The sequence below is a fragment of the Kitasatospora sp. NPDC050463 genome (assembly GCF_040655255.1).
In the GTDB taxonomy this organism is placed as follows: Bacteria; Actinomycetota; Actinomycetes; order Streptomycetales; family Streptomycetaceae; genus Kitasatospora.
The window spans coordinates 79697-100068 of record NZ_JBFAJO010000021.1 but is presented as its reverse complement, the minus strand read 5'-3'; the positions used below and the strand labels follow the sequence as shown (position 1 = coordinate 100068).

19 protein-coding genes are annotated in these 20372 nt (G+C 72.9%); 17 read left to right on the top strand and 2 right to left on the bottom strand.

Annotated elements, in window-relative coordinates; translation table 11 throughout:
* Positions 1 to 145 precede the first annotated feature (145 nt).
* Positions 146 to 796, bottom strand: coding sequence for a TIGR03085 family metal-binding protein (locus AB0J08_RS16080; protein ID WP_360633280.1), 651 nt, complete (start codon positions 794 to 796; stop codon positions 146 to 148).
* A gap of 60 nt (positions 797 to 856) precedes the next feature.
* Positions 857 to 1432, bottom strand: a complete 576-nt coding sequence (locus AB0J08_RS16075; protein ID WP_360633277.1) for a hypothetical protein — start codon at positions 1430 to 1432, stop codon at positions 857 to 859.
* A gap of 187 nt (positions 1433 to 1619) precedes the next feature.
* On the opposite strand from AB0J08_RS16075, the gene AB0J08_RS16070 reads away from it, so the two are divergent.
* The 17 genes from AB0J08_RS16070 (at position 1620) to AB0J08_RS15990 (ending at position 20272) form a co-directional block, all read left to right on the top strand.
* A complete protein-coding gene (locus AB0J08_RS16070; protein WP_360633274.1) occupies positions 1620 to 2090 on the top strand; it encodes a hypothetical protein in 471 nt (156 codons plus the stop codon).
* 82 nt (positions 2091 to 2172) lie between these two features.
* Positions 2173 to 2544, top strand: coding sequence for a phosphoribosyl-AMP cyclohydrolase (gene hisI / locus AB0J08_RS16065; RefSeq protein WP_360633271.1), 372 nt, complete (start codon positions 2173 to 2175; stop codon positions 2542 to 2544).
* 38 nt (positions 2545 to 2582) lie between these two features.
* Entirely contained in the window at positions 2583 to 4103 is a 1521-nt protein-coding gene (locus tag AB0J08_RS16060) for an anthranilate synthase component I (protein WP_360633268.1), read from the top strand.
* A gap of 16 nt (positions 4104 to 4119) precedes the next feature.
* Complete coding sequence (locus AB0J08_RS16055; RefSeq protein WP_360633265.1) at positions 4120 to 4731, top strand: Uma2 family endonuclease; 612 nt, start codon at positions 4120 to 4122, stop codon at positions 4729 to 4731.
* Entirely contained in the window at positions 4728 to 5354 is a 627-nt protein-coding gene (locus tag AB0J08_RS16050) for a TIGR02234 family membrane protein (RefSeq protein ID WP_360633262.1), read from the top strand. Before AB0J08_RS16055 ends, AB0J08_RS16050 begins: the two co-directional genes overlap by 4 nt.
* A 163-nt stretch (positions 5355 to 5517) precedes the next feature.
* Positions 5518 to 5766: an HGxxPAAW family protein gene (locus AB0J08_RS16045; RefSeq protein WP_360633259.1), complete on the top strand. Its 249-nt coding sequence runs from the start codon at positions 5518 to 5520 to the stop codon at positions 5764 to 5766.
* Positions 5767 to 5892: 126 nt separating this feature from the next.
* On the top strand, positions 5893 to 6333 hold the full coding sequence (locus tag AB0J08_RS16040) for a DUF2752 domain-containing protein (RefSeq protein ID WP_360633256.1): 441 nt from the start codon (positions 5893 to 5895) through the stop codon (positions 6331 to 6333).
* A 189-nt stretch (positions 6334 to 6522) separates the two neighbouring features.
* Positions 6523 to 7329 carry an indole-3-glycerol phosphate synthase TrpC gene (gene trpC, locus AB0J08_RS16035; protein WP_360633253.1) on the top strand — a complete coding sequence of 269 codons (807 nt, stop codon included), beginning with the start codon at positions 6523 to 6525 and terminating at the stop codon, positions 7327 to 7329.
* Between the two features lie 207 nt (positions 7330 to 7536).
* A complete protein-coding gene (gene trpB / locus AB0J08_RS16030; protein ID WP_360633250.1) occupies positions 7537 to 8817 on the top strand; it encodes a tryptophan synthase subunit beta in 1281 nt (426 codons plus the stop codon).
* Positions 8818 to 8819: 2 nt separating this feature from the next.
* Positions 8820 to 9629 (top strand): tryptophan synthase subunit alpha, encoded by an 810-nt coding sequence (trpA, locus tag AB0J08_RS16025; protein WP_360633247.1) that lies wholly within the window; start codon positions 8820 to 8822, stop codon positions 9627 to 9629.
* Between the two features lie 196 nt (positions 9630 to 9825).
* Positions 9826 to 10083: a hypothetical protein gene (locus AB0J08_RS16020; protein ID WP_360633244.1), complete on the top strand. Its 258-nt coding sequence runs from the start codon at positions 9826 to 9828 to the stop codon at positions 10081 to 10083.
* Between the two features lie 125 nt (positions 10084 to 10208).
* Complete coding sequence (locus AB0J08_RS16015; protein WP_360633241.1) at positions 10209 to 10721, top strand: MauE/DoxX family redox-associated membrane protein; 513 nt, start codon at positions 10209 to 10211, stop codon at positions 10719 to 10721.
* 55 nt (positions 10722 to 10776) lie between these two features.
* Positions 10777 to 11640: a thioredoxin domain-containing protein gene (locus tag AB0J08_RS16010; RefSeq protein WP_360633238.1), complete on the top strand. Its 864-nt coding sequence runs from the start codon at positions 10777 to 10779 to the stop codon at positions 11638 to 11640.
* A 162-nt stretch (positions 11641 to 11802) separates the two neighbouring features.
* Positions 11803 to 12786 (top strand): prolipoprotein diacylglyceryl transferase, encoded by a 984-nt coding sequence (lgt, locus tag AB0J08_RS16005; RefSeq protein ID WP_360633235.1) that lies wholly within the window; start codon positions 11803 to 11805, stop codon positions 12784 to 12786.
* A gap of 153 nt (positions 12787 to 12939) precedes the next feature.
* Entirely contained in the window at positions 12940 to 13671 is a 732-nt protein-coding gene (locus AB0J08_RS16000) for a VIT1/CCC1 transporter family protein (RefSeq protein WP_360633232.1), read from the top strand.
* Positions 13672 to 14202: 531 nt separating this feature from the next.
* Positions 14203 to 18819 carry a glutamate synthase large subunit gene (gene gltB, locus AB0J08_RS15995; RefSeq protein WP_360633229.1) on the top strand — a complete coding sequence of 1539 codons (4617 nt, stop codon included), beginning with the start codon at positions 14203 to 14205 and terminating at the stop codon, positions 18817 to 18819.
* On the top strand, positions 18812 to 20272 hold the full coding sequence (locus AB0J08_RS15990; RefSeq protein ID WP_360633226.1) for a glutamate synthase subunit beta: 1461 nt from the start codon (positions 18812 to 18814) through the stop codon (positions 20270 to 20272). Before gltB ends, AB0J08_RS15990 begins: the two co-directional genes overlap by 8 nt.
* The last annotated feature ends 100 nt before the right edge of the window (positions 20273 to 20372 follow it).

The window sequence follows — 20372 nt, the reverse complement described above, 5'->3', positions numbered from 1 at the left end:
GCTTTCCGAGGGCGCGTCCGCGCCTCTTCCCGGCCCGTTGCGAGTCTGCACCCCACCACCGACATCCGCAGCCGGGGCGGCCGCGGGCCGGATCCCGCGGCCGTTGCCGCCGTCACCACTCCCGCCGTCGCTCCCGCCGCCGTCCCTACGGGTGGACCGGCGGCAGCGGGAGCACGTGGTGCAAGGCGGCGACGGCGTCCGGCGGGCCCTCCACCGACAGCTCGGTGCGGGCGCCCCGCCCGTGGACGAACAGCAGCAGCTCGCCCGGCTCGCCGGTGATCCGCACCGTCGGCGCCCCGGCGGGGCCGACCGTCAGGCTCTGCCCGTCCGGGCGGCGCAGCTCCAGCCGGGCGGGGGAGCGCCGGCCCGCCTCCAGCCGGGCGATCAGCGGCAGACGGCGCCAGAGCGCCTCGGCCCGCCCGGGTGGCACCGGCTGAGCCCGCCACGATTCGCCCGCCCGGAGGACGTCCTCGGCATGCACGAAGTACTCCACGGTGTTCGCCGCCTCGTCGGCCCCGGGCAGGGCGAACGGCGAGAGCAGCGGCGGCCCGGAGCGGAACGACCGCAGCAGCTCCTCGTACGGGCGCTCGGCGTATCCGGCCTGCACCCGCTGGGTCCAGCCGGCCAGGGCGCCGACCCGGATGCCGGCCGCGGCGTCCGGGCGGTGCTCACGCAGCACCAGGTGGGCGGCGAGGTCCCGGGTGGTCCATCCGGTGCAGAGGGTGGGTGCGTCCGGTCCGGCGGCGGCGAGGAGTTCGGCCAGCCGGTGGCGCTCGGCGAGGGCATGGTTCGACATGCGGGACAGCCTAGGGGCCGGACCGGCCGACGGGGCCCGACCCGTCCAGGGGCCGGGTGGTCAGCGCAGGTGTCCGGAGAGTCGGACGCCGCCCGGGCGGTTGCTCGCCGTCAGGGTGCAGGTGAAGTCCCGCCAACCCTGCTGGTAGTAGGTCACCGACGGGCCGAACGGGTAGCCGTAGTACGGGCCGCCGCCGCCCTGACGGGCCTCGGCCGCGGCCTGCGCCGCCTGGCAGCCCTCCCGCATCGCCTTGCTGATCTGGCTGTCGCCGGTCAGCCCCTCAGGGAGCAGCAGGTCGGCGATCGCCTCGCCGTCGTGCTCGGCCTCGCAGGGGCGCACCTCCGGCTTGGTCACCGCCTTGTTCAGCTGCGGGTGGTCGAAGCAGGAGCCCACCGGGAAGAAGGTGTACGGCACCACCCTGCTCGGCGTCGGGGACGGCGTGGGTGTCGGGGTGGGCGTGGGTGTCGGGGCGCTCCTGGTGGGAGCGGGCGGCGGCGGCAGCGCGGCGGGCTTCTTCTCCGGCCAGAGCAGCACGGTGGCCACCACCGCGAGCAGCACGGCCAGCACGGCCGAGACGGCGAGGACCAGGCCCCGCGACGGACGGGAGGCGGCTTCGGGCGGCTGCTCGGAGGTCATGGCCACGAGAATGGCCCACTCCGGGGCCCGACGGCAGCCGGTTGGCACAACTCGTACGAGCAGACCGGTTCGGGCGGAGGGGCGGTGGGGCGCTGGGGGTGGGGCGGTGGAGGCGGGCCGGGCGCGGGGCCGGCTTACGGGCGTCGGTTAGGCTCGCCCCGGCACGACACGATCCCAGGAGTTTCGGATGCGCGTCGGAATCACCGGTCACCGGGGCCTGTCGGGTGGCATCACCGAGATGCTGGTCCGCGGGGACCTCTGGAAGCTGGTCACCACCTTCGGCTCCTACGAGCTGGTCGGCGTCACCTGCGCCGACGAGGGCCCGGAGAGCTGGTTCGCCCGGTCCGTCCTGGACCACGGCGGAAAGCTGGAGGTCATCGTCCCCACCGGGGCGCCGCTGGTGGGCCGCGCCGACGACCGGCACCGGGGCACCCGGCTGCGGCTGATGAACGAGGCCAGCGCCGTCCACCGGCTCGCCGCCGTCGAGCACGGCGGACTCGGTGACGACACCGGGCTCGCCCTGGTCGGCATGGTCGACGAGGTGATCGCGGTCTGGGACGGCGAGCCCGGCAGCGAGCCGGCCCGGGTCGCCGAACTGGCCCGGCGGGCCGGACTGTTCGTCCACCGGATCTGGCCACAGGGCTGCGAGCGGGGATGACGGGCACCGGCGGGCCGGTCCGGTGCGGGGCCGCGATCCGGACGGCGGCTCGGCGGCCGGGGCGGGCTGACACAATGGCCCCATGTCCACCACACCCGCCGTCCCCGGCTCCACCGCCCTGGCTCCCGAGATCGCCGCGCGGCTGAAGCGCACCGACGACGGCCTGCTCCCGGCCGTCGCGCAGCAGTACGACACCGGCGAGGTGCTGATGCTGGGCTGGATGGACGACGAGGCGCTGCACCGCACCCTCACCACCGGTCGCTGCACCTACTGGAGCCGCAGCCGCCGGGAGTACTGGGTCAAGGGCGACACCTCGGGCCACGTCCAGCGGGTCGTCTCGGTCGCGCTGGACTGCGACGGCGACACCCTGCTCGTCAAGGTCGACCAGAGCGGCGCCGCCTGCCACACCGGCGACCGCACCTGCTTCGACGCCGACGTGCTCCCGCTCGCCTGACCCCCACAGCTCACCACGACCAGAAGGTGCCGCTCGCCATGGACCTCGAAGCCTTCCGCAAGCTCGCCGTCGACACCCGGGTCATCCCCGTCACCCGCAGGCTCCTCGCGGACGGTCTCACCCCGATCGGCCTCTACCGCAGCCTCGCCGACGAGCGCCCCGGCACCTTCCTGCTGGAGTCCGCGGAACAGGGCCGCAGCTGGTCCCGCTACTCGTTCGTGGGCGTGCGCAGCGCCGCCACCCTGACCGCCGACCCCGACGGCAACGCCCGCTGGCTCGGGGCGCCGCCGGTCGGCATCCCCACCACCGGCGACCCGCTCCAGGTGCTGCGCGCCGCGCTGGAGGCGCTGCACACCCCGCGCCGCACCGACGACGGCCTGCCCCCGCTGACCGGCGGCCTGGTCGGTTACCTCGGCTACGACATCGTCCGCCGGCTGGAGAAGCTGCCCGACCTCAATCCGGACGACCTGCGCCTGCCCGAGCTGACCATGCTGCTCGCCACCGACCTCGCCGTGCTCGACCACGCCGACGGCACGGTGCTGCTGATCGCCAACGCGGTCAACCACAACGACCTCGCCAGCGGCGTCGACGAGGCGTACGCGGACGCGGTGGCCCGCCTCGACGCGATGGAGGCCGACCTCCTCAAGCCGGTCGACCCGGGCCTCGCCACCTTCACCCCGGCCGGTCCCGGAGAGGTCCGCTCGCCGTTCGGCGGGGAGCCGTACCGGGCGGCCGTGGAGGACATCAAGGAGCGGATCCGGGCCGGCGAGGCCTTTCAGGTGGTGCCCTCGCAGCGGTTCGAGGCGCCTTGCCCGGCCTCCGCGCTGGACGTCTACCGGGTGCTGCGCACCACCAACCCGAGCCCGTACATGTACCTGTTCCGCTTCCCCGGCCCGGACGGCGCCGCCGAGGGCGGCTTCGACGTGGTCGGCTCCAGCCCGGAGGCCCTGGTGAAGGTCACCGAGGGCGAGGCGATGCTGCACCCGATCGCCGGCACCCGGCACCGCGGTGCCACTCCGCACGAGGACGCCGAGCTGGCCGCCGAGCTGCTCGCCGACCCCAAGGAGCGGGCCGAGCACCTGATGCTGGTCGACCTGGGCCGCAACGACCTCGGGCGGGTCTGTGAGCCGGGCAGCGTCGAGGTGGTCGACTTCATGCAGATCGAGCGGTACAGCCACGTCATGCACATCGTCTCGACGGTCACCGGCAGGGTGGCGCCCGGCCGGAGCGCGTTCGACGTGCTGACCGCCTGCTTCCCGGCCGGGACCCTCTCCGGCGCGCCGAAGCCTCGTGCGATGCGCATCATCGAGGAGTTGGAGCCCACCCGCCGGGGTCTGTACGGCGGCTGCGTCGGGTACCTGGACTTCGCCGGGGACTCCGACACCGCGATCGCCATCCGGACCGCCGTGCTGCGCGACGGCACCGCCTACGTCCAGGCGGGTGCGGGTGTGGTCGCCGACTCGGACCCGCACGGCGAGGACACCGAGTGCCGCAACAAGGCCGCCGCCGTCCTGCGCGCCGTGGCCACCGCCAACACCCTGCGCACGCCGACGCTCTAGGGGCTGGGAGGCCACGATGCCGGACGAGCAGCAGTCCACCGGGTCGGCCTGGGACGTCCTGGCGGGCGTGCGGTTCCCGCCCGGTTACCGGGTGGAGATCACCGCCGGGAAGGTCACCATGACGCCGCGCACGGCCGCGTCGGCGGCGATCGTGCGGGCGGTCGCCGCGCAGGCCGGGGAGCAGTCGGCCGGGCACGGCACGGTGCTCGCGGAGGCCGTCGTGGACTTCCCGTCCGCGCGGTACGGCTACGCGCCGGACGTGGCCCTGGTCGCCCCGGGTGCGCGGCCCGGCGCCCGGGGCCGGTTCGGCTGGCGCGACCTGGAGGCGGTGCTGGAGGCCGTCCCGCGCTCCCAGCAGGACGACGACTTCGTCCGGAAGCACCGCTTCTACGCGGAGTGCGGTATCCCGCTGTACGTGCTGGTGGACCCGGCGGAGGCGGTCTGCACGGTGTACAGCGCGCCGCAGCCGGCCGGGACGTACCGGGAGGCGGAGCGGGTGCCGTTCGGCAACGACGTCTTCCTGCCGCTGGCGGAGCGGACCCTGGTGCTGCGGACCGACGACTTCCCGGTCGAGTCGCCGACCCCGGGTGCGGAGCCGGGCGGCGGCCGGGGGATAGTGGACGGGTGAGCGTTCCTACCCAGCCCCGTGCCGAAGCCGTACCCGCCGCCCCCGCCAAGGCCGGGCGGCGGACGTTCGGCCTGATGCTGCTGTCGACCCTGCTGGGCGCGGTGCTGGTGCTGACCGCCGTCGGCCGGGTCTGGGCCGACGGCCGGGTGGCCGACTCGGCCGCCGGGACGCTGGAGGTGTCCGTCACCGGCAGCCGGATCTCCGAACTGCCCGGCGGGCTGGCGCTGGTGGCGCTGGCGGCGGCGCTGGCGGTGTTCGCGGTGCGCGGCGTCGGGCGGATCGTGGTCGGCGGGCTCACCCTGTTGGCCGGACTCGGGGCCGCCGCGACCGCGGCCGCGGGGGCGGGCGACAGCGCCGCGCTGGACAGCGAGGCGGCCCGCAAGCTCGCGCTCTCCGGCACCACCGCCACGGAGATCGGCCACAGTGGCTGGCCCTGGGTGGCGATGGTCGGCGGGCTGCTGCTGGCCGTGGCCGGGCTGCTCGTGGTCCGGTACGGGCGGGGCTGGCCGGCGATGGGCAGCCGCTACGACGCGCCCACCCGGACGGCGCCGGCGAAGGCCGCCGAGACGCCGGCGGACCTCTGGAAGGCGCTGGACCGCGGCGAGGACCCGACCGCGGTCTGATCCGGGCCGATCGCGCGGCCGTGCGGCCCGACGGCCGGTGTGACCGGATAGACGAGCACCCCCTTTGGGACGGCGGTGTGTGGCCCGGCACAATGGAACACGTCAACCCGCCAGGGGCCCGCCGGGGCCCGGCCGGGCCCCGGAGAACCAAGGAGCACCGCAGATGTCGGCAGCAGCACACGGCCACAACCCCGCCGCCTGGACCGGCGTGACCATCTCCTTCGTCGGTTTCGCGATCGCGGGCGTGGCGATGATCCTCCCGTCGGTGCCCCTGGTCTGGGCCGGCCTGGCGGTCGTCGTGATCGGTGGCGTGGTCGGCAAGGCCATGTCGATGGCCGGCATGGGCAAGCAGCCCAGCCCGCACGTCGAGACCCGCGAGGACCGCGCCGCGGCCGCCGCCGTCACCGCCTGACGCGCTCCGTCGCACCAGCGAACGGCGGGCGCAGGCCCGCCGTTTCGTCACTCCGGCCGCATCGCTCCGCCGCTGCGGCCGTTTCGTTTCACCCGCCGGGCGCGCCGGACCGGCACAATCGGGGGCGTGAACGCCGCTCCCACCGTTTCCGCCCGGCCCCCCGTCCTGCGCCGGCTCGGTCCGCCGCTGGCCGCCCTGGCCGCGGCGACCGCCCCCACCCTGTACCTCGCGGTGGTGGATCCGAACGCCCCCGGCCACTACCCGGCCTGCCCGTTCCTGACGGCCACCGGCTGGTGGTGCCCGGGCTGCGGCGGCCTGCGTTGCGTCCACGCGCTCACCCACGGCGACTTCAGCGGCGCGCTGCACGACAACGCGCCCGCGGTGCTGCTCTTCGTGGTGCTGGCGGTGCTCTGGGCGCGCTGGGTATGGGCCGCGGTGACCGGCGGCCCGGTGCCCCGGCTCGCGCTCGGCGCCCGCCGCTGGGCGTTGATCGGACTGCTGTTCCTGGTGTTCACGGTGGTGCGCAACCTACCCGTCGGCGCGGGCCTGGCGCCGCCCCTGATCTGAGTTACCGGGCGGTGTGGGCGCGGTGAAGCCGCAGTTGGGAGGCGTACCGGGGGGCGTCCGTACCGCGAGACGCGCGCCGGGTGGATGCGCCTAGCGCTCCCCGGTGCCGATACCATCGAAGGGCCGGCGGGCCCACTGGCCGTCCGGCTCCTCGCTAGCAGAACTAGCAGAAACGATGGGGGCGCTCGCGTGAGTGTGCTCGACACGATCATCGAAGGGGTCCGCGAGGACCTCGCCGAGCGGCAGGCCCGGGTCTCCCTGGACCAGCTCAAGGAGCTCGCCGCCAAGGCCCCCGACGCCAAGGACGGCGTCGCCGCCCTCAAGGGCGACGGTGTGCGGGTGATCTGCGAGGTCAAGCGCTCCAGCCCGTCCAAGGGCGCACTGGCCGCGATCGCCGATCCGGCCGCCCTGGCGACCGACTACGCGGCCGGCGGTGCCGCCGCGATCAGCGTGCTGACCGAGCAGCGCCGCTTCGGCGGTTCGCTCGCCGACCTGGACGCCGTCCGCGCCGCGGTGGACACCCCGCTGCTGCGCAAGGACTTCATCGTCACCGCCTACCAGCTGTGGGAGGCCCGCGCGCACGGTGCCGACCTCGCGCTGCTGATCGTCGCCGCCCTCGACCAGCCGGCCCTGGTGTCGCTGATCGAGCGTGCCGAGTCGATCGGCCTCACCCCGCTGGTCGAGGTGCACGACGAGGAGGAGATCGCCCGCGCGGTGGACGCCGGAGCGAAGATCATCGGTGTCAACGCCCGCAACCTCAGGACCCTTGAGGTGGACCGCAACACCTTCGGCAACATCGTCCACGCGATCCCGGACGGTGTCGTCAAGATCGCCGAGTCCGGGGTGCGCGGCCCGCTGGACGTCATCTCCTACGCCAACCTCGGTGCCGACGCGGTGCTGGTCGGCGAGTCCCTGGTGACCGGCCGGGACCCGCGCGCCGCGGTGGCCGACCTGGTCGCGGCCGGCGCCCACCCCGCGCTGCGACACAAGGACTGACCCCGCCGCCATGAAGCTCGCCTCCCGTCTCGCTCCCGGCTGCCGCCCGCGCGGTTGCCGCGCGCCCGCACGCCGGGTGCTGGGCAGGCGGGTGCGCTACGTCATCGGCTGCGAGCCCGGGCAGGTGCAGGGCCGGCGATGGCGCGGGACGCACGGCTGAAGAGCCGTTCCGACGTCACTGCCGTCATCTGCACGAAGGAATCCACCATGTCCGAGAAGGACTACCTGCCCGGCGCCGAGGTGCCGGACGCCCGCGGCTATTTCGGCGCCTACGGGGGCCGCTTCATCCCGGAGGCGCTGGTCGCCGCCGTCGAGCAGGTCGCCGAGGAGTACGAGAAGGCCAAGTCCGACCCGGCCTTCGCGGCCGAGCTGGACGGGCTGCTCAAGGACTACACCGGCCGCCCCAGCCCGCTGACCGATGTGCACCGCTTCTCCGCCGAGGCGGGCGGCGCGCGCATCCTGCTCAAGCGCGAGGACCTGAACCACACCGGCTCGCACAAGATCAACAACGTGCTGGGCCAGGCCCTGCTGACCCGGCGGATGGGCAAGACCCGGATCATCGCGGAGACCGGCGCCGGCCAGCACGGCGTGGCCACCGCCACCGCCTGCGCGCTGTTCGGCTTCGACTGCACCATCTACATGGGCGAGGTCGACACCCGGCGCCAGGCGCTGAACGTGGCCCGGATGCGGATGCTCGGCGCCGAGGTGGTGGCCGTCAAGTCCGGCAGCCGCACCCTCAAGGACGCCATCAACGAGGCGTTCCGCGACTGGGTCGCCAACGTGGACTCCACCCACTACCTGTTCGGCACCGTGGCCGGCCCGCACCCGTTCCCGATGATGGTCCGCGACTTCCACCGGGTCATCGGCATCGAGGCCCGCCAGCAGGTCCTGGACCGGACCGGGCGGCTGCCGGACGCCGTCGTCGCCTGCGTGGGCGGCGGCTCCAACGCGATGGGCATCTTCCACGAGTTCATCCCGGACGCCGGGGTGCGCCTGATCGGCTGCGAGGCGGCCGGCGAGGGCGCCGAGACCCCGAAGCACGCCGCCACCCTCACCAAGGGCGACCCGGGCGTGCTGCACGGCTCGCGCACCTACGTCCTGCAGGACGAGGACGGCCAGACCATCGAGTCGCACTCCATCTCGGCCGGGCTGGACTACCCGGGCGTCGGCCCGGAGCACGCCTGGCTGAAGGACACCGGCCGGGCCGAGTACCGCCCGGTCACCGACGACGCCGCCATGCAGGCGCTGCGACTGCTGTCCCGCACCGAGGGCATCATCCCGGCTATCGAGAGCGCCCACGCGCTGGCCGGCGCCCTGGAGCTGGGCCGCGAACTCGGGCCCGAGGCCACCATCCTGGTCTCGCTCTCCGGGCGCGGCGACAAGGACATGCACACCGCGGCCGAGTACTTCGGCCTGTACGACGACGCCGGCGGCAACGCGGCCGGGGACAACGGCGCGGGCGACGGCGCCGGCAACGGGGGTAAGTGACCATGGCTTCGAAGCTCAGTGACGTCCTGGCCGCGGCCAAGGCGGAGGACCGCGCCGCGCTGATCGGCTACCTGCCGGCCGGCTTCCCGAGCGTGGACGGCGGCGTGCGCGCGATCAACGCGCTGATCGAGGGCGGCTGCGACATCGTCGAGGTCGGCCTGCCGCACTCCGACCCGGTCCTGGACGGCCCGACCATCCAGACCGCCGACGACATCGCGCTACGGGGCGGCGTGAAGATCAAGGACGTGCTGCGCACCGTCCAGGAGGTGGCCGCCGCGCACCCCGGGGCGGCCGTGCTGGTGATGACCTACTGGAACCCGGTCGAGCGCTACGGCACCGCACGCTTCGCCGCCGACCTGGCCGCCGCCGGCGGCGCCGGCTGCATCCTGCCGGACCTGCCGGTCGAGGAGTCCGAGGAGTGGCGCAAGGCGGCGGGCGAGCACGGTCTCGACACCGTCTTCGTGGTCGCTCCCAGCAGCAAGGACAAGCGCCTCGCCGAGGTCACCGCGGCGGGCTCCGGCTTCGTCTACGCGGCCGCCGTGATGGGTGTGACCGGCACCCGGGCCAAGGTCGGCAACCTCGCCGAGGACCTGGTCGCCCGGACCAGGGCCGCCACCGACCTGCCGGTCTGCGTCGGCCTCGGCGTCTCGACCGCGGCCCAGGCCGCCGAGGTGGCCGGCTTCGCCGACGGCGTGATCGTCGGCTCGGCCTTCGTCCAGCGGATCCTGGACGCCGACGGGGACGAGCCCGCCGCGCTGGCGGCCGTGCGCACCCTGGCCGGCGAGCTGGCCCAGGGGGTCCGTCGCCGGTAGGTCCTGCTCCCCGGGAACGCCGACGGCCCGTCGCCCCTCCGGTGGGGTGGCGGGCCGTCGGCGTTCCCGGGGGACGGGACCCGAACGAGTGAACAGTGGGGCTCCGACGCATCAGGTGGGGTTGACCGGCGTTGAGTGGAGGGACGAGTGCACGAACCACGTGTACGGGCGTGGAGCGAACGGAAGGGGTCCGCCGGTGCCGGGTCTGCAGCGAGCCGTCCTGCTGCGGGCGGCGGCGGCCGTGCTGGCGCTGACCGCGGCCGTCGGGGCGGACACCGCGATCGGACAGGCGCTGGCCAGGCGGGGCGCGGAGCGGGCCGAGCGGGACGCGTACGTCTGCGCCGAGGCGGCCCGGGTGGACGCGGTGGCGCGGGCGACGCGCTCGGGGCCCGGTGGCCGGCCGGACCTCCACGACCCGGGGCGCCCGCCGGGCTGCGACCCGAACGGGCACTAGAACATATTCGGGCAGACCGCCATTAGATGTCACCCGTCCGGCTTAATTCCTGAATATGGAGGAACCGTCCTTCATCCCTTACGGTTCATCAGGAAGTGAACGTGTTTCCCGAGGGGGGTTTCCCGATGGCCGGCCCGGCAGCGCACCTCAGCGAGACCGAGCCGGTGGCCCGGCGCCCGTGGCCGGCCTGGACGGAATGGATCGGTACCGCCGCCCGGCTGGGTCTCGCCGTGGTCTGGGGCTGGGCCGGCCTGGCCAAGATCGCCGACCCGGCCGAGGCGGCCCAGGCGGTGCGCGCGTACGAGATCCTGCCCGAATCGCTGGTCAAGCCGGTCGGTTACGCCCTGCCCTTCCTGGAGCTGGCGCTCGCGCTGCTGCTGCTGATCGGTCTCGGCGTCCGGCTGGTCGCGGGCGTCTCGGCGCTGCTGCTGCTCGCCTTCATCGCCGGGATCGCCTCGGCCTGGGCGCGCGGCATCTCGATCGACTGCGGCTGCTTCGGCGGCGGCGGGGCGGTGGACTCCTCGCAGACCGAGTACCTGCAGGAGATCCTGCGCGACACCGGGTTCCTGGTCCTGGCCGGCTGGCTGATCTGGCGCCCCCGCACCAAGTTCTCGGTGGACGGCTGGCTGGCGGCCTGAGCGGCCGCCACCACCCACCCCCACACCCCTTTTCCCGATGGTGGATGTCAAGGCAATGAGCGAGAAGAACCGAGAAGGCAAGCGCACCGCCCGCGAGCGGATGCAGGCGGAGCGGGCGGCCGACGAGGCGCGCGGCCGGCGTAAGAAGAAGCTGGTGATCGGCGGTGTGGTGCTGGCGGTGATCGCCGTCGCCGTGGTCACCGGTGTCGTGGTGCAGAACGAGCGCTCCAAGCCGGAGACCCCGACCGCCGCGCCGGCCGGCACGATCGGGGACAAGAACCTGGTCGTCCCGGTCGGCGCGGCCGACGCCCCGTCCGTCCTCACCGTCTACGAGGACCCGCGCTGCCCCGCCTGCGGCACCTTCGAGCGAGAATTCGCCTCGACCATCGACCAGTTGGAAGACGCGGGCAAGATCTACAGCAACTACCACGTCGTCTCGTTCATCGACCGGGCCGTACCCGGCAAGGGCTCCAAGTACGGTGCCAACGCGCTGGGCTGCGCCCAGCAGGCCGGGCACTTCCGCGACTACCACGACGTGCTCTACCGCAACCAGCCGGACGAGACCAACGACGCCTTCGGCGACAAGGCCACCCTGATCAACCTGGCCAAGCAGGTCCCCGGCCTGGCGACGCCCGCCTTCGAGGCCTGCGTCAACGACAACACCTTCGGCGGCTGGGTGTCCGCGGTGCAGCAGGACTTCGACAAGTCCGGCTACAAGTCGACGCCGACGGTGCTGCTCAACGGCCAGCCGATCTACCCGAAGAACGGCACCGAGGAGATCACCCTGCAGAACCTGGTGAAGTGGGTGGACGCCGCCAACCAGGGCAAGAAGCTGGGAACACCGGGCTCGCACGGGCAGTCCCCGGCGCCGAGCGGCACCGCCTCGGAGAGCAACAACCCGTCACCGAACGCCGGCTGAGGCGGGCGCCGGCCGGTCGGCCGCCGCCCCTCCCCGTCCGGAGCGGGCGGCGGCGCGGTCGGCGCCCGGCCGGCCGTCGGCCGGGCCTGCCCCTGTTGTTCGGGATCTGTGACCCGCGGGGTGCCCGGGGCGGGCCGCCGACCCTGTAGCGTCGGAGCTGCCATGGATATCGCCTACATTCCCAGCCCGTCGCGGGGCGTCCTCTACCTCGGACCGATCCCGCTGCGCGCCTACGCCTTCTGCATCATCCTCGGTGTCGTCGTCGCCGTCTGGCTCGGCAGCAAGCGCTGGGTCGCCCGGGGGGGTGGCAAGCACACGGTCGGCGACATCGCCGTCTGGGCTGTCCCGTTCGGCCTGGTCGGCGGCCGGCTCTACCACGTGATCACCGACAACCAGCTCTACTTCGGCGAGGGGAAGAACCCCTGGAACGCCTTCAAGATCTGGGAGGGCGGCCTCGGGATCTGGGGCGCGATCGCGTTCGGTGCGGTCGGCGCCTGGATCGGCGCCCGCCGCCGGGGCGTGCCGCTGCCCGCGTACGCCGACGCGATCGCGCCGGGCATCGCGCTGGCCCAGGCGCTCGGCCGCTGGGGCAACTGGTTCAACCAGGAGCTGTACGGCCGGGAGACCGCGCTGCCGTGGGGCCTGGAGATCGACAAGACGCTGCCGAACGGCGAGGTGGTCACGGGGATCTACCACCCGACCTTCCTCTACGAGTCGCTCTGGTGCGTGGGCGTCGCGGCGCTGGTGATCTGGGCGGACCGCCGGTTCACCCTCGGTCACGGCCGGGTCTTCGCGCTGTACGTGGCCGCGTACACCGTTGGCCGGTTCTGGACCGAGTGGCTGCGGATCGACGACGCGCACGTGATCCTGGGTCTGCGGCTCAACGACTGGGTGGCGATCGCGGTGTTCCTCGCCGCCGTCGTCTCCTTCGTGATCGTCGGGAAGAAGCGGCCCGGCCGGGAGGACCCGGCGAGCATCGACCCGACCGCGACCGGCTCCTCCGACGACCCCGAGACCGCGGACTCCGCGAAGGACCCCTCGGGCCGGAGCGCTGCGGCGTCTCGCCCCTCGGGCAAAAAGGTGGACGCCGAACCGTCCGAGACCGTCGCGGAAAGCGCCGACAAGGACGCCAAGAACCTCACCTGACCAGCGATTTCCGTTGCCACCGGCCGCTCTCCCGACGTTCCCGGAGAGCGGCCGGTGGTGTGTTCGGACAGCCTTACTTTGCTGGAAGTCCGCAGGCCGGGAGGGATACGTTCGATTGGTCGGACGATCGGACGGAGGCCCGAGACCGTGAGCGTGACCACCCTTGAACCCGAGGCCGGACACCACCCCCGCGTGCCCGCTGCCGGGCACCACCGCGATGTGAACGGCGGCTGGCTGCGGCCGGCGGTGTTCGGCGCGATGGACGGGCTGGTCTCCAACGTCGCGCTGATGACCGGTGTGGTCGGCGGTGCGGTCTCCAACAGCACGGTGGTGCTCACCGGCCTCGCCGGTCTGGCGGCCGGCGCCTGCTCGATGGCGGCGGGGGAGTACACCTCGGTGGCCTCGCAGCGCGAGCTGGTCCAGGCGGAGATCGAGGTCGAGCGACTGGAGCTGCGCCGCAACCCGCAGGGCGAGCTGGCCGAGCTGGCCCAGCTGTACGCCTCGCGCGGGGTCGATCCGGCGCTGGCGCACGAGGTGGCCCGCCAGCTCTCGGCGGATCCGGACCGGACGCTGGAGGTCCACGCGCGGGAGGAGCTGGGGGTGGACCCCAACGACCTGCCCTCGCCGTGGGTCGCGGCCGGCTCCTCGTTCGTCTGCTTCGCCGTCGGCGCGCTGCTCCCGCTGCTGCCGTACCTGCTGGGCGCGACCTCGCTGCTGCCGGCGCTGCTGCTCTCGATGGCCGGGCTCTTCCTCTGCGGCGCGGTGGTCGCCCGGGTGACGGCGCGCACCTGGTGGTACAGCGGACTGCGGCAGCTGGTGCTGGGCGGGGCGGCGGCCGCGGTGACGTACCTGCTGGGCGTGCTCATCGGCGGACACGTCGGCTGATCCCGGGCGGCCGGGCGGCCGGGCGGGGTCGGCGGCCGGGTCTGCGGTGACCCGGCGTGACGGCCCGGACCCGCGCGGCGGGCTTTCGTGGATTGCTACAGCAGGCTGCATGGTTATGCTGTGCAGCGCGTGACGTTCCGCACATGGGCCCGGCAGCCCGGTCGTCCTAGTATCGGCCGCAGGCCCGCCCGGTCCGAGGATTTCCCCGGTCCGATCGGCCCCGGGGGATCGAATCGCAGGCACGCTCGTGGCGATCTTGTCGACGGGGGATTTCGGTCCCGTTTCGGCCCCCCGCGGCACGGGCACACTGGAGGGAGCGCGCAGTCGGAGAGCCGACTCCTCCCGCTCGCATTACTCGCCGGTAATAGCCCCTGACCTGGGGTCATGTCCGCCATATGGACGAGACGTTCCACTTCTCGGGATCTCCGGCATCATGTAACCTGCACGAAATCGCAGAGGGCCAACGTCGTCCCTATTGCACGAAGCTCATTGCTCAAGACGACGACGGGAGAGCCGATGCTGTCTGCATCCATGCACTCCGCAAACGAGCCCCAGGCCGGCGCAGCCCGCCCGCCGTACGCGCTCGTTCCGGATGCGCGACCTGCTGCTCAGGGCCTGTACGACCCGCGGAACGAGCACGACGCCTGTGGCGTCGGCTTCGTCGCCACGCTGACCGGCATCGCCGACCACAAGATCGTCGAGCAGGCGCTGACCGTCCTGCGCAACCTGGAGCACCGGGGTGCCACCGGCGCCGAGCCGGACTCCGGTGACGGCGCGGGCATCCTGACCCAGATCCCCGACGCCTTCCTGCGCGCCAAGGTCTCCTTCGAGCTGCCCGCCGCCGGCTCCTACGCGGTCGGCATCGCCTTCCTGCCCGACGAGGACGCGGCCGCCGCCGCGGCCGTCGCGCAGGTCGAGGCCATCGCCGCCGAGGAGGACCTGACCGTCCTCGGCTGGCGCGACGTCCCGGTCACCCCGGACCTGCTCGGCGCCACCGCCCGCAGCGTGATGCCGCGCTTCCGCCAGGTCTTCCTGTCCCAGGGCGAGACCAGCGGCATCGCCCTGGACCGGCGCGCCTTCGTCGTCCGCAAGCGCTCCGAGCGCGAGGCCGGTGTCTACTTCCCGTCGCTCTCCGCGCGCACCATCGTCTACAAGGGCATGCTGACCACCGGCCAGCTGGAGCCCTTCTTCCCCGACCTGTCGGACCGGCTCTACGCCTCCGCGCTCGGTCTGGTGCACTCGCGCTTCTCCACCAACACCTTCCCGAGCTGGCCGCTCGCCCACCCGTACCGCTTCGTCGCGCACAACGGCGAGATCAACACGGTCAAGGGCAACCGGAACTGGATGACCGCCCGCGAGTCGCAGCTCGCCACCGACCTCATCCCGGCCAACCGGAACGGGCAGGGCCTGGAGCGGATCTTCCCGATCTGCACCCCGGACCACTCCGACTCGGCCTCCTTCGACGAGGTCCTGGAGCTGCTCCACCTCGGCGGCCGCTCGCTGCCGCACTCGGTGCTGATGATGATCCCGGAGGCGTGGGAGAACCACGCCACCATGGAGCCGGCCCGCCGCGCGTTCTACCAGTACCACTCCAACCTGATGGAGCCCTGGGACGGCCCGGCCTGCGTCACCTTCACCGACGGCACCCAGATCGGCGCCGTGCTGGACCGCAACGGCCTGCGTCCGGCCCGCTACTGGATCACCGAGGACGGCCTGGTCGTCCTCTCCTCCGAGGTCGGCGTGCTCGACATCGAGCAGGAGAAGGTCGCCCGGAAGGGCCGCCTGCAGCCCGGCAAGATGTTCCTCATCGACACCGCGGAGCACCGCATCGTCGAGGACGAGGAGATCAAGTCCGCGCTGGCGTCCGAGCACCCCTACGCGGAGTGGGTCGCGGGCGGCCAGATCCAGCTCGCCAAGCTGCCCGAGCGCGAGCACATCGCGCACACCCACGCGTCGGTGACGCGCCGTCAGCAGACCTTCGGGTACACCGAGGAGGAGCTGCGGGTCATCCTCGCGCCGATGGCCCGGACCGGTGGTGAGGCGCTCGGCTCGATGGGCACCGACAGCCCGATCGCCGCGCTCTCCGAGAAGCCGCGCCTGCTGTTCGACTACTTCGTGCAGCTCTTCGCACAGGTCACCAACCCGCCGCTGGACGCCATCCGCGAGGAGCTCGTCACCTCGCTGCTGAGCAACCTCGGCCCCGAGGGCAACCTGCTGGCCGCCGAGGCCGCGTCCTGCCGCTCGGTCGGCATCACCTTCCCGGTGATCGACAACGACGAGCTGGCCAAGCTCGTCCACATCAACCACGACGGGGACCAGCCCGGCCTCAAGGCCGTCACCCTGTCCGGCCTCTACAAGGTCGCCACCGGTGGCGAGGGCCTGGCCGCGCGCCTGGCCGAGATAGCCGCCGAGGCCGACGCCGCGATCGCCGACGGCGCCCGGATCGTCGTGCTCTCCGACCGGCACTCGGACGCCGAGCACGCGCCGATCCCCTCGCTGCTGCTCACTTCCGCGATCCACCACCACCTCATCCGCACCAAGCAGCGCACCCAGGTGTCGCTGCTGGTCGAGGCCGGTGACGTCCGCGAGGTGCACCACGTCGCGCTGCTGATCGGCTACGGCGCCGGCGCCGTCAACCCGTACCTGGCCATGGAGTCCGTCGAGGACCTCGTCGCCCAGGGCACGTTCATGAACGGTGGCGGCATCGAGGCCGTCGAGCCCGAGAAGGCCATCAAGAACCTGATCAAGGCGCTCGGCAAGGGCGTGCTGAAGGTCATGTCCAAGATGGGCATCTCCACCGTCGCCTCCTACCGCGGTGCCCAGGTCTTCGAGGCGATCGGCCTCTCCCGGGAGCTGGTCGACGCCTACTTCGCGGGCACCACCACCAAGCTCGGCGGGATCGGCCTGGACGAGATCGCCAAGGAGGTGGCCGCCCGCCACGCCAAGGCGTACCCCGCCTCCGGCATCCCCGCCGCGCACCGCGCGCTGGAGATCGGCGGCGAGTACCAGTGGCGCCGCGAGGGCGAGCCGCACCTGTTCGACCCGGACACCGTCTTCCGGCTGCAGCACTCCACCCGCAACCGCCGGTACGACATCTTCAAGCAGTACACGGACCGGGTGAACGAGCAGTCCGAGCGCCTGATGACGCTGCGCGGCCTGTTCCAGCTGGACGGCCTCGGCCGCACCCCGATCTCCGTCGACGAGGTCGAGCCGGTCTCCGAGATCGTCAAGCGCTTCTCCACCGGCGCCATGTCGTACGGCTCGATCTCCCGCGAGGCGCACGAGACCCTGGCCATCGCGATGAACCGCCTCGGCGGCAAGTCCAACACCGGTGAGGGCGGCGAGGACCCGGACCGCCTCCACGACCCGGAGCGCCGCTCGGCGATCAAGCAGGTCGCCTCCGGCCGGTTCGGCGTCACCTCCGAGTACCTGGTCAACGCGGACGACATCCAGATCAAGATGGCCCAGGGCGCCAAGCCCGGCGAGGGCGGTCAGCTGCCCGGCCACAAGGTCTACCCGTGGGTCGCCAAGACCCGGCACTCCACCCCGGGTGTCGGCCTGATCTCCCCGCCGCCGCACCACGACATCTACTCCATCGAGGACCTCGCCCAGCTGATCCACGACCTCAAGAACGCCAACCCGGCGGCCCGCATCCACGTGAAGCTGGTCTCCGAGGTCGGCGTCGGCACGGTCGCGGCCGGCGTCTCCAAGGCGCACGCGGACGTCGTGCTGGTCTCCGGCCACGACGGCGGCACCGGCGCCTCCCCGCTCACCTCGCTCAAGCACGCGGGCGGCCCCTGGGAGCTCGGCCTCGCCGAGACCCAGCAGACCCTGCTGCTCAACGGCCTGCGCGACCGCATCGTGGTGCAGACCGACGGCCAGCTGAAGACCGGCCGCGACGTGGTCATCGCCGCGCTGCTGGGCGCCGAGGAGTTCGGCTTCGCCACCGCGCCGCTGGTCGTCTCCGGCTGCATCATGATGCGCGTCTGCCACCTGGACACCTGCCCGGTCGGCGTCGCCACCCAGAACCCGGTGCTGCGCGAGCGCTTCTCCGGCAAGCCCGAGTTCGTCGTCAACTTCTTCGAGTTCATCGCCGAGGAGGTCCGCGAGATCCTGGCCGAGCTGGGCTTCCGCTCGATCGAGGAGGCCGTCGGCCACGCCGAGCACATCAACGCCCGGGCCGCGATCGAGCACTGGAAGGCCGCCGGGCTCGACCTGGCGCCGCTGTTCCACGTCCCCGAGCTGCCCGAGGGCGCGGCCCTGCACCGCACCACCACGCAGGACCACGGGCTCGACAAGGCCCTGGACAACCAGCTGATCGACCTCGCCCAGGACGCCCTGGAGCGCGGCGACGCCGTCCGCATCCAGCTGCCGATCCGCAACGTCAACCGCACGGTCGGCACCATGCTCGGCCACGAGGTGACCAAGCGCTACCGCGGCGAGGGCCTGCCGGAGGGGACCATCGACGTCACCTTCACCGGCTCGGCCGGCCAGTCGTTCGGCGCCTTCCTGCCGAAGGGCATCACGCTGCGCCTGGAGGGCGACGCGAACGACTACGTCGGCAAGGGCCTCTCCGGCGGTGTGGTGATCGTCCGCCCGGCGCGCGAGGCCGCCGCGATCGGCGCCGACGCGCAGCACCACGTGATCGCCGGCAACACCATCGGCTACGGCGCCACCGGCGGCCGCGTGCACCTGCGCGGCAAGGCCGGCGAGCGTTTCGCCGTCCGCAACTCGGGTGCCACCCTGGTGGTCGAGGGCGTGGGCGACCACGGCCTGGAGTACATGACCGGCGGCCGGGTCGTCATCCTCGGCGAGACCGGGCGTAACCTGGCGGCGGGCATGTCCGGCGGTGTCGCCTACGTGCTGGACCTGCGCCCCGCGAACGTCAACGACGGCATGGTGGGCATCGAGGCCCCGAGTGCCGCCGACCGCGACTGGCTGCGCGAGACCGTGCAGCAGCACTACGAGGAGACCGGCTCCACCGTCGCCGCCGAGCTCCTGGCCGACTGGGGCAGCGGGGTCTCCCGCTTCTCCACGATCATGCCGACCGACTACAAGGCAGTGCTCGCCGCCAAGGACGCCGCTGAGCGCGATGGACTCTCCGAGTCCGAGACCACTCGCAAGATGATGGAGGCGGCACGTGGCTGACCCCAAGGGCTTCCTGACCACCGGAAAGCAGCTGGCCGAGCGCCGGCCCGTGGACGTGCGTCTGCGGGACTGGAACGAGGTCTACGTCGAACGCAGCCTCCTGCCGATCATCACCAAGCAGGCCGGCCGCTGCATGGACTGCGGCATCCCGTTCTGCCACAACGGCTGCCCGCTCGGGAACCTCATCCCCGAGTGGAACGACCTGGCCTACCGGGACGACTTCGTCGGCGCGATCGAGCGGCTGCACGCGACGAACAACTTCCCGGAGTTCACCGGGCGGCTCTGCCCGGCTCCCTGCGAGTCCGCGTGCGTGCTGGGCATCAACCAGGACGCGGTGACCATCAAGAACGTCGAGGTCACCATCATCGACAAGGCCTGGGACCGGGGCGGCGTCACGCCGCAGGTCCCCGAGCGGCTCTCCGGCAAGACCGTCGCCGTGGTGGGCTCCGGCCCGGCCGGCCTGGCCGTCGCCCAGCAGCTCACCCGGGCCGGGCACACCGTGGTGGTGTACGAGCGCGCCGACCGCATCGGCGGCCTGCTGCGCTACGGCATCCCCGAGTTCAAGATGGAGAAGCGCCACATCAACCGCCGCATCGAGCAGATGCGCGCGGAGGGCACCCGGTTCCGCACCGGCGTCCACGTCGGCGAGGACATCACCGGCCAGCAGCTGCGCGAGCGCTTCGACGCGGTGGTCGTGGCCGCCGGTGCGACGACAGCCCGCGACCTGCCGGTGCCCGGCCGTGAGCTCAAGGGCATCCACCAGGCGATGGAGTACCTGCCGCTGGCCAACAAGGTGCAGGAGGGCGACTTCGTGGAGCCCCCCATCACCGCCAAGGGCAAGCACGTCATCGTCATCGGCGGCGGTGACACCGGCGCGGACTGCCTCGGCACCGCGCTGCGCCAGGGGGCGGCCTCGGTCACCCAGCTGGAGATCATGCCGCGGCCGAGCGACGAGCGCCCCGGCCACCAGCCGTGGCCGACCATGCCGATGACCTACAAGGTCACCTCGGCCCACGAGGAGGGCGGTGACCGGATCTACGCGGTCAACACCACCCACTTCACCGGCGACGAGGACGGCAACGTCCAGGAGCTGCACCTGGTCGAGGTGGAGTTCAAGGACGGCCGCTTCGAGCCGGTGCCCGGCACCGAGCGGGCGATCCCGGCCCAGCTGGTCACCCTGGCCATGGGCTTCACCGGCACGGACGTGAAGAACGGCCTGGTCGAGCAGCTTGGCGTCGACCTGGACGCGCGGGGTAATGTGGCCCGGGACGGGAAGTTCGCCACCAATGTCGATGGCGTCTACGTCTGCGGTGACGCCGGTCGTGGTCAGTCGCTGATCGTCTGGGCCATCGCGGAGGGCCGTTCGGCCGCCGCCGCGGTGGACAAGTACCTGGGCGGCAAGACTCCGCTGCCCGCCCCGATCCGCCCCACGGACCGCCCGCTGGTGGTCTGACGCACGGTCGGACCGGTCGGCGGCCACTCCCGCCGACGGGTCCCGTCCACCCCTAGAGCGCCCGGCACCGCATTGCCGGGAGTTTGAGCCGCTCCTCCCG